Origin of the sequence: uncultured Roseovarius sp., from assembly GCF_913057115.1 — a bacterium.
In the GTDB taxonomy this organism is placed as follows: domain Bacteria; phylum Pseudomonadota; class Alphaproteobacteria; order Rhodobacterales; family Rhodobacteraceae; genus Roseovarius.
In genome coordinates, this window is sequence record NZ_CAJXNN010000003.1 from 150,102 (window position 1) to 159,736 (window position 9,635).

A 9,635-nucleotide genomic window follows, 5' to 3' on the forward strand; every position below is an offset into this window, starting at 1 on the left:
TTGCACCGGCGCGGGTGGTGCGGGATGCTGGACCAAGGTTGTATCGCGCCGAAAGGACAGCGCCCATGCCCCTGAAAATTTTGACCGCCCTTGTTTTCCTGGCCTTGAGCACATTGGCCGGGCCAAGCGCGGCACAGTCGGCCAAAGACAGCCGCGATGAGATCATCGACCTTCTGGGCCGCCTGCCGGAAATCGCACCCGTACGCAATCAACTGATCGACCAAGGCTTTCGTGGTGAAAAACTGACCCTTGCCGAAGAACACACGCGCCTGCTGATGAATGACAAGCTTGTCGCAGGGTATATCGCCGATAGGTTAATAGCTCTTTACGATGGCGATCTGTCGGTTGGCGTGGCAACCGAAGGGCTGATTGCGCCCTTGTATGACAGTGGTATCACGCATTTGCCCTTGGCAGAAATGAAGTTCTTTCACCAGATGCAGCGCGCCCTTCTGGACGGCATGAGCAAGCGAAACTGTGGGCTGATCGTCAAGGGCGAGATGCGGCCACAACGCATGGAGGATGTTCTTGGGAGGGCTGAAACCTATTTTTCGGTCAAGACCTTGCGCACCTATTATCGCATTCAACGTAAGGCTGTTCGATTGGGGGTGACGCGTGCTCCAAAGCAGCTTAGCCCCGCAGCACGGGCGCGTATTGAGCAACGTATTTCCGTGGCCTTAAATGATCGCGTGCAGTCGGTGGAAAATGGTCGCGCGGTGGCCAGAACCTTCGACAATCTGCAACGGGCGAGTGCGGCGTCGGCCTGTGATGCGGGCAAGCTATTTGCCGATGTTATCCTTGATCTGGAGGGCCGAGACCTACGCGATGCGCTGATTTACCTTAGTTCATCATGACGGCCCGACTTGAGGTATCGAACCGGTCTGCCCGGTGGTTATGGTTGCAGGTTAATGGGTTAGCGCAGGCGCCAACCGGGCCGGTGGATGTGATCCGCATGATTCAAGACCTTGGTTTCGTGCAGATTGACACGGTGCGCAATGTCACCCGGGCGCATCATCATATTCTGTGGTCGCGCAACCAGAATTACCGCGAAGGGATGCTTTGGCCCCTGTTGGAGCAGCGCCAGTTGTTCGAGCATTTCACGCATGATGCCTCGCTTATTCCGAAGGATGTGCTGCCGTATTGGCGGCGGCAATTTCAGCGGTTGGGCGAGAAGGCGGCACGTAGTGCGTGGTTCCAATCGGGATTGGGCCGGGAGGAGGTCGCTAAAATACGTAAGCGTATTGAAGCGGAGGGCCCACTTTCCACACATGCCTTTGACAGCGGTGCGCGCGGCGATGAAATGTGGGCACGGCCGCCGCACAAGAAGGCATTGGATCAAATGTGGTATGCCGGGGAGTTGGCGACCAGCCACCGGAAGAACTTCGTCAAGTTCTATGATTTGGGAGAGCGGGTTTTTCCTGCAAGCCTTCACGAGGCTCTGGATGATGAGCAAGCCATTGATAAATTGCACAAATCAGCGGTCGACAAGTTGATGATGGCTACCCCTGGGGAGATCCAGCGTTTCTGGGATGCGACCACTGCCGGCGAGGTTCGGAACTGGATGGCGAGGGCCGAATTGGTGCCTTTGCGGGTACAGGGGGCGGATGGTGAGTGGCGTGACGGCTGGGGTGCGCCGGATATCGAGTCGCGTTTGGACCAGCTGACCCCTCCGGTCAAACGTCTGAGGGTGTTGAATCCGTTTGACCCGTCCATACGAGACCGTACGCGCCTGAAGCGTCTTTTCGGCTTTGAATATCGCAACGAGATGTTCGTTCCGAAAGCCAAGCGGCGTTGGGGGTATTATGTTTATCCCCTTTTGGAAGGGGACCGCTTTGTCGGCCGGGTCGAACTGAAGGCGGACCGGGCCAAGGGATGGATGCTGGTCACCGGGTTTTGGCCGGAGCCGGGTGTTCAATGGACAGAGCGGCGGCGCGAAAAGCTGTTCCGGGAATTGCAGCGGTTCGCGCGCTTGGCGGGGGTTTTTGAGGTGGATGCCCGGCTTGTACGCGAATCGGGGGCTAAGCCATTGGGTTAACGGGAAAAACCCCTGTCTGCATGGCGTCGGTTTCACGTCGGTATCGCGTCGGTATTTTTTCCCGACGCCCGTGACGTTAACAATGCGTACGGGGAGAAACGTACAAAACGTACATGCGTTTTGTACGGATGAACGAGGAGGAGAGAGTGATGCGATTGGAAGGAAAGACCGCCATCGTGACGGGCGGTGCCAGCGGCTTTGGCGAAGGCATCGTGCGCAAGTTCCTGACCGAAGGCGCGCAGGTGATGATTGCCGATATCAACGGCGAGGCGGCAAAGGCAGCGGCCGCGGAGTTGGGCGCTGTGGCCTGCACCGTCGATGTCTCGGACGGGGCGAGCGTGCAGGCCATGGCGGAGGCCGCGCAGGGCGCCTTCGGCCTGCCCGATATCGTGGTGAACAACGCAGGGGTCACGCATCTGCCGCAGTCGATGGAATATGTCACCGAAGAGGATTTCGACCGGGTTTTCGCAGTGAACTGCAAATCGGTTTACCTCGTGGCGCGCGCCTTGGTGCCGGGAATGAAGGACCGCGGCAGCGGCGCGATCCTGAACGTCGCCTCCACCGCAGGGGTCAGTCCGCGCCCGAAGCTCAATTGGTACAATGCCTCCAAGGGCTGGATGAACACGGCAACCAAGGCCATGGCGGTGGAACTCGCCCCTGAGGGCATCCGGGTAAATGCCCTGAACCCGGTGGCGGGGGAGACCCCGCTTTTGGCGAGTTTCATGGGGGAAGATACCCCCGAGATGCGGGCCAAGTTCTTGTCCACGATACCCTTGGGCCGGTTTTCGACGCCGGAGGATATGGGCAACGCCGCCGCCTACCTGTGCAGCGATGAGGCCAGCATGATCACCGGCGTCTGCATGGAAGTGGATGGTGGGCGGTGTATCTGATTGGGCGGTTGTTGAAACAACCGCAAAGGCGAGGAGCAAGCGTTCGCTGCAAAACGACCAGCGCCCGCTTTGACTGGCTGGGCTCCAATTCTTGATCCAGTGTTTGCGACTGATGAGCCGATGCCGAAGCAGCAACAGACCCCTGGCAATACGGAGTGGTCATGTTTTTGCAGCGATCGCCACCGCCGCGGCCTGTATCGCCTCGCATGTCATGGCAAGGTCGTCTTCGGTCAGGGCGAGGCTTGGGTAGGTCTTGCCCGGTGACTTGAAGATACCGTGGAGGCGCAGAGTATCGTTCCAGTCTTTCGCGCGACCGGTATCGCCAACCTGTACCGACCTGTAATCCCGCGCATCCTGTGTGGTGAATACGACCTCGAACAGGGTTGCATCGCCCACTATGCGATAGGGAATACCGGTTGGCTCAAGCGCGTCGCGGATCATGCTGGCAACCTGCTCACCAAGATCGCGAAGTTTTGCATATTGCCCGTCGCGGCGCAGGATTTCTAGGCTTTTGAGCCCCGCCGCTGCCGCCACCGGGTTGCCAGAGAGCGTGCCAAGTTGCATAAGCCAACCTTCCTCGCCCACGGCCGCCTTGTCGAAATGTGCCATGATGTCGGCCCGCCCGACTGTCGCCGCGAGGGGGAAGCCGCCCCCGATCACCTTGCCCAGGGTACATAGGTCCGGCGTGACGCCGTAGTGTTCCTGTGCTCCACCATAGGAAAAACGAAAGCCGGTCACGACCTCGTCGAAGATCAGGACAATGCCGTATCGGTCGCATTCCGCGCGCAGCAACTCAAGAAAGCCGGGCGCAGATGGGATGATACGCTGCAAGGGCTCCACAATCAGACCGGCGACTTGGCCGTCATATTCGGCCAGAAGCGAGCGGATATAGTCGAAATCGTTGAACGGCGCGATCAGCATTTCATCGGCCACACTTTGCGGGATGCCTGCACTGTCGGGAATGGCCTGCGGAAAATTCTCACGCCGTGAGGGGGCAAGGCTCATCTGCGCCTCGGCGGACATGCCGTGATAACCGCCCTCGAATTTCACGATCTTGTCGCGCCCGGTGAAGGCCCGGGCGAGGCGCATTGCGTACATGTCCGCCTCTCCGCCCGAAGAGACATAGCGCAGTTGTTCCGCACAGGGGACGGCACGACAGATTTCCTCGGCCAGTTCGATCCCGAGCGCGTTATTGGCAAAGAATGTCTGGCCTTTGGGGAGTTGTTCGAACACCGCTTCAAGTACCTCGGGGTGGCCGTGGCCCAGAAGCATGGGGCCCGATCCGATGAGGTAATCGACGTACTCTTTGCCGTCCTCGTCCCAGACCCGTGACCCGCGGCCTTCGCGGATTACGATCGAGGGGTCGAAATTGCCGAACCCCCCGGCGGGAAGCACGGCGCGGGCGCGTTCTGTCCATTCGGCTTGGGTGTGCTGTCTGTTCATGTGTTCAATCCAGTATCAGGTCAGGCGTGCCGAGAAGGTCGCGATCGGGTGTGATGCCAAGGCCCGGGCCGTCGGGCGGGGTGATGCGGCCATTGGCGCGCACGGGGCCGTCGGGTGCAATGCGCGGGCTGACATAGCCCGAGAGATCACAGACGTTCAGCACCCGGGCAGGGTTTGTGGCTGCAGCAAGGTGAAGTGCGGCGGCTGTGGCGATATCCGAGCCCCAAGTGCATTCGATGCACATCTTGGCCCCAAGGTGCAGGCAGAGGTCGCGCGCCTGCCTGAGGGCCGAAAGCCCGCCGAATTTCGACAGCTTCAGCGCAACCGCATCCATGATGCCAAGGTTATGCGCCTGCAAAAGCGTGGCCGTATCATGCGCCAATTCATCCACTTTCATGGGCAGGCCCGTGGCGGCGCGCACCTGGGCACATTCGTTGAGCGTCGCGCAGGGTTGCTCCAGCATCACGTCAAGATTGGCCACCGCACGGCCAACACGCGTGGCCCAAAGTGTCGTCGCGCCGCAGTTCCAGTCGCCATAGACCAGTGGACCGGGGCCCACGGCCTCGCGCACCTTGGTGAGGCGTTCGACATCAGCCTGCCAATCGCCATCTGCGCCCAGCTTGGCCTGAAACTGGGTCATGCCTTGGGCCTGTGCCTCACGCGCGATACGGGCCATCTCATCCGGCGCAATGCAGGTGATCGAATGATAAAGCGGCAGGTCGGCGGCTTGCCTTCCGCCCAGAAGTGCAAAAAGCGGTAATCCGGCGGCTTGCCCGGTGATGTCCCACAGCGCGATATCAAGCGCCGACTTGGCGTAGGCATGCCCGGGAAGCCATGCCTCGGTGCGGGCCATCAAGGCCTCGGCCCCAAGCGGGTCGCCGCCAAGGATGACGGGTGCCAATTCCTGCAAGGCGGGCGCGATGCCACGGGCATAGGCGGGCAGGTAATGCGGGATCGGGCAGACCTCGCCCCAGCCGGTCAGGCCGGTATCGGTTTCAAGCGCGATCACCACGGTTTCCACCATGTCGCAGGTCTTGCCATCGGCCATGTAATAGGCCTCAAAGCTGGTGAGCGGAACATGCCAGAGGCGGAGTTTGGTGAGTTTCATGGGCGTGCTCCCGGAAGGTATTGCGCTGCCTTCGGCATCGCCGGGGGCTGGGGGGCTTTGCCCCCCACGTTGCAAACCTGATCGGTTTGCAACCTTCCCCCCAGGATATTTTTGGCCAGAAGAAAGACGCGGTCAGGCATAGTGGGCCACCGGATCGCCAAGACTGTCTTCGTCGGGGTGGACGCCGAGGCCCGGGTCCTCGGGCAGGTGCAGGTGGCCGTTTTCATTTCGCGGGCCGCGGCCGCCCGCGATCTCGGCGGTCAGCATATCCTGACAGGCCCAGACCGCGTGGCAGGCGTGACCGGGGATGGTGGCGGCGAGGTGGAGCGCCTCGGTGTCGGCCAGAACCGAGCCGCCGGTGGCCATGACGTACATGTCGATGCCATGGGCCAGCGCCACATCGCGCATGCGGGCCGCCTTGGTCAGGCCGCCGACGCGGTTGAGCTTGATGCCGAAGACCTCGGCCAGGCCATCGCGGGCGGCGCGGGTGGCGTCTTGCAGGGTGACGAGGCATTCGTCGATCGAAACCGGCGCGGAGTGCAGCGGGCGCAGGGCGGCGATATCATCCAGCGTTTCGGCGGGTTGTTCGAAGGTGACGCGCAGGTCCTGGGTGGATTGCATCACACGCAGGGCCTGTTGCCGGGTCCAGCTGCGATTGACATCGTAAAGGATGATTTCATGCGGGGCGCGATGCGCCTCGACATCACGGATGCGGGCCACGTCCCGTTCCACATCGCCGCCGATTTTGACCGAATGGGCGATATAGCCGCGGGCGCGGTAGCGGGTCATGACCTCGCGGGTCTCCTCAACGGTTTTGGCACCCACCGAGGAGGCGATGGGCCGGGGCGTGCGGCTGCCGCCGCCCATCAGGTCGGCAATCGGCAGGCCCGCCGCTTGCCCCGCGATATCCCAACAGGCCATGTCGAGGGGCGATTTGGCATAAAGATGGCCGGGCAAGGCAAGGTCCATGGCGCGCTCCACCTCCAGCACCCGGCGCGGATCAAGGCCAAGGACGAAGGGAGCCATGGTTTCGATCCCCGCCCGGATGCCCGGACCATGGGCGGGGACATAGGTATGCCCCCAAGGCGTGCCTTCGCCCCAACCGATGAGACCCTCATCGGTTTCGAGTTTGACCAGCGTGGCGTCGAGACTGTCAAAGCGCAGCCGCCCGCCGGAGAGCCAATAGGGATGCTCCAGCGGCAGGTCTTTTTGGTAGACGGTAATCGAGGTGATTTTCATGGGGTCACCACGATATTGCCGCTGTGCGTTTTGGCGATGAAGGCGGCCTGTGCCTCGCGCAACTCTTCCAGCGGATAGGTGGCGGCCAGTGCCGGTTTGATCTCGCCTGCTTCGATATAGCGGACGATATTGGGCATCACCTCGGGGTCGATCACGGTGGAGCCGGTGAAGGTGAGATCGCGCAGGTAAAAGGTGCGCAGGTCAAGCGCCACCATCGGCCCCGCGATGGCACCTGAACAGGTATAGCGCCCGCCGCGCTCCAGGATGTCGATAAGATGCGGCCAATAGGGGCCACCCACCACATCGGCCACCACGGTGATTTTCTCATCGCCCAAGGCGGCGCGCAGGTCACCCGGCGCGCGCGGTAGGATGCGGTCGGGCCCAAGGGCGCGCACGGCCTCATGTTTGCCCTCGGCGGCCATGGCGATGACCCGCGCGCCGCGCCGCTTGGCCAGTTGCACCAATGCGCCCCCCACACCCCCCGAGGCACCGGGAACAAGCACGGTATCCCCGGCACTCACCTGCGCGCGGGTCAACATGCCCTCGGCAGTGGAGTAAGAGCAGGAGAAAGTGGCAAGTTCGGCATCCGAAAGCGGGCTTTTGATGGGAAGCGCATTGCGCGCGGGCGTGGTGGTGTATTCGGCAAAACCACCATCGCGTTCCGAGCCGAAGTAGCCCGATTTGTCCTTGTTCAGAAGGTCATCGGGATCACGCAGCCAACCATCGGTGATCACCCGCTCACCAATGCGGGACGGGTCAACCCCGTCGCCCACGGCGACGATTTCACCGCAAACATCGGCGCCTTGGATGCGCGGGAAGGTGATGGGCGCGCCGCCCCATGTGGGGTCATCCTCGCCCACCTCGGCAAAGGCACCTCCGGTTGTCGCATCGCTCACCGTTTTGGAATACCAGCCCGAGCGGGTGTTCACATCGGTATTGTTCAGCCCACAAGCGCCCACCCGGATCAGCACCTCACCGGGGGCCGGATCGGGGCGGGGCCAATCAGGATGCAGCACCATTTGATCAAGGTCACCATGGCCCATGGTGACCATGGCGCGCATGGTTTTGGGCAGGGTCATTGCGCGGCCTCGGCAACAGCATCGGTGCGGGGCAGAACGCTGGCCGGGTCATAGGCCGGTTCGCCCAGCACGCGGGCGGTACGGGATGTGCCATGAATCACCACCTGCAATTCGGTGCCCGGCGCGGCGGCGTGGGGTTTGATATAGGCAAAGGCAAGGATCTTGCCGACGGTATGCCCATAGGCCACCGAGGCGGTCGAGCCGACGACATGACCATTCAGCATCACCGCCTCGCCGCCGTGACCATCGATTTCTCCATCCGGCTCGATCTCAAGGTAAGCGCAGGTCCAGGGGTGTTGGCCCGCCTCGGCCTGTGCGGCGCTTTGACGGGTGGCCTCAACCCCCAGATACTCTTTGTCGAGCTTGGCAAAGCGCATGACATCGGCCTCGGGCAAGGTGACTTCGTTGGTCAGCTCCCCCGCGCCCTTAAAGCCCTTTTCCATCCGCAGGGCGTTCATCGCAAAGCTGCCATAATCGGTGATGCCATGGGCCTGACCCGCCGTCCAAAGCGCGTCATAGACGGCAAGGGTATGCTCGCGCGGAATGTGGAATTCCCACCCCAGCTCCCCGGCATAGGACATGCGGAACGCCCAGACAGGCGCACCCGCCACGGTGATCTGTTGCGCGGTCAGCCAACGGAAGCCGTCATTCGACAGGTCGGCATCGGTGCATTGGGTCAAAACCGCACGAGAGGCCGGACCGTTGAGAGCAAGCGCAGCCCAGTCATTGGAACGCAGGATCACCTGCGCCTCCTCACCCGCGTGGTTTTGGTCCAGGTGATCCAGCAGGCGTTGTTCAAAGAAGGCCGCACAGACCAGATAAAAGCGATCCTCGGCCAGTTTCACCACCGTGGTTTCCAACTCGATCCGGCCCCGGCGGTTGAGCATATGGGTCAGCGCGATGCCCCCCACCTTTTGCGGCAGGCGGTTGGCGACCAACCGATCCAACAGCGCCTCGGCCCCCGGGCCAGAAACCTCAACCTTGGTGAAGGCCGAGATATCCATGATGCCCACCGCCTCGCGCACCGCTTGGCATTCGGCCCCCACCACATCGTGCACCGCGTTGCGGCGGAAGGAATAGTGATCCTCCTGCGCCACGCCATCGCGGGCGAACCAGCGGGGGCGTTCGTGGCCAAAGACCTCCTCGTAAACCGCGCCCTTTTCCTTGAGGCGCTCATAAAGCGGCGAGGGTTTCACCGGCCGCCCCGCCAGACGGTTGAAATGCGGGAAGGGGATTTCGTGGCGCAGGCAGTAATCTTCCTTGGCCTTGATCACCTGCCAGTCTTTGGTGGCGTAGCTCCCAAAGCGGCGCGGGTCATAATCCCGCATCGATATATCGGCCGCCCCATGCACCATCCAGCGGGCCAATTCGCGGGTCAGGCCCGGGCCCCAGCCAATCCCGATCTGCGTGCCACAGCAGCACCAGTAGTTGCGCACACCGGGCGCGGGACCAATCAGCGGGTTGCCATCGGGCGGGTGGCTGATCGCACCATGCACATCGCGGGTAATGCCCAGCTCTGCAAAGATAGGCATCCGGTCCAGCGCGTTTTCCAGCCACGGCATGATGCGGTCATAGTCAGCCTCGAAAAGCTCATTCTCGGCGTCCCATGGGCAGTGATCCTCCCACACGGTGTTGGGATTTTCCTTCTCGTAAATGCCGATCAGGCCCTTTTTCTGCTCCATCCGGATGTAACCGGAGACCAGCTTGTCATCGCGGATGACGGGCAGTTCTTCCTCAAGGTCTTGGAATTCCGGCACCGTGTCGGTCACGAAATAATGGTGGGTCATCGAGGTCATCGGCAGTTGCAGGCCCGACCATTCGCCCATCTGCCGGGCATAGGTGCC

Annotated in this window: 8 protein-coding genes; 3 read left to right on the forward strand and 5 right to left on the reverse strand. The window is 61.9% G+C overall.

Annotated elements, in window-relative coordinates; translation table 11 throughout:
* Positions 1-65 precede the first annotated feature (65 nt).
* From QZ498_RS02755 to QZ498_RS02765, 3 genes are all read left to right on the forward strand, one after another.
* On the forward strand, positions 66-851 hold the full coding sequence (locus tag QZ498_RS02755; RefSeq protein ID WP_294619986.1) for a hypothetical protein: 786 nt from the start codon (positions 66-68) through the stop codon (positions 849-851).
* Positions 852-949: 98 nt separating this feature from the next.
* Positions 950-2,032, forward strand: a complete 1,083-nt coding sequence (locus QZ498_RS02760) for a winged helix-turn-helix domain-containing protein (RefSeq protein WP_367117616.1) — start codon at positions 950-952, stop codon at positions 2,030-2,032.
* Positions 2,033-2,181: 149 nt separating this feature from the next.
* Positions 2,182-2,922: an SDR family oxidoreductase gene (locus QZ498_RS02765; RefSeq protein ID WP_294619990.1), complete on the forward strand. Its 741-nt coding sequence runs from the start codon at positions 2,182-2,184 to the stop codon at positions 2,920-2,922.
* Between the two features lie 159 nt (positions 2,923-3,081).
* Here the strand turns inward: QZ498_RS02765 and QZ498_RS02770 are convergent, their stop codons facing one another.
* The 5 genes from QZ498_RS02770 to QZ498_RS02790 form a co-directional block, all read right to left on the reverse strand.
* Positions 3,082-4,365, reverse strand: coding sequence for an aminotransferase class III-fold pyridoxal phosphate-dependent enzyme (locus QZ498_RS02770; protein WP_294619992.1), 1,284 nt, complete (start codon positions 4,363-4,365; stop codon positions 3,082-3,084).
* A 4-nt stretch (positions 4,366-4,369) separates the two neighbouring features.
* Positions 4,370-5,473, reverse strand: a complete 1,104-nt coding sequence (locus tag QZ498_RS02775) for a mandelate racemase/muconate lactonizing enzyme family protein (protein ID WP_294619994.1) — start codon at positions 5,471-5,473, stop codon at positions 4,370-4,372.
* A gap of 132 nt (positions 5,474-5,605) precedes the next feature.
* Positions 5,606-6,712 carry a mandelate racemase/muconate lactonizing enzyme family protein gene (locus QZ498_RS02780; protein WP_294619996.1) on the reverse strand — a complete coding sequence of 369 codons (1,107 nt, stop codon included), beginning with the start codon at positions 6,710-6,712 and terminating at the stop codon, positions 5,606-5,608.
* Entirely contained in the window at positions 6,709-7,791 is a 1,083-nt protein-coding gene (locus tag QZ498_RS02785; protein ID WP_294619998.1) for an alcohol dehydrogenase family protein, read from the reverse strand. Before QZ498_RS02785 ends, QZ498_RS02780 begins: the two co-directional genes overlap by 4 nt.
* The coding region (locus QZ498_RS02790) for an FAD-dependent oxidoreductase (RefSeq protein WP_294620000.1) at positions 7,788-9,635 on the reverse strand (1,848 nt) is incomplete at its 5' end. The genes QZ498_RS02785 and QZ498_RS02790, both read right to left, overlap by 4 nt.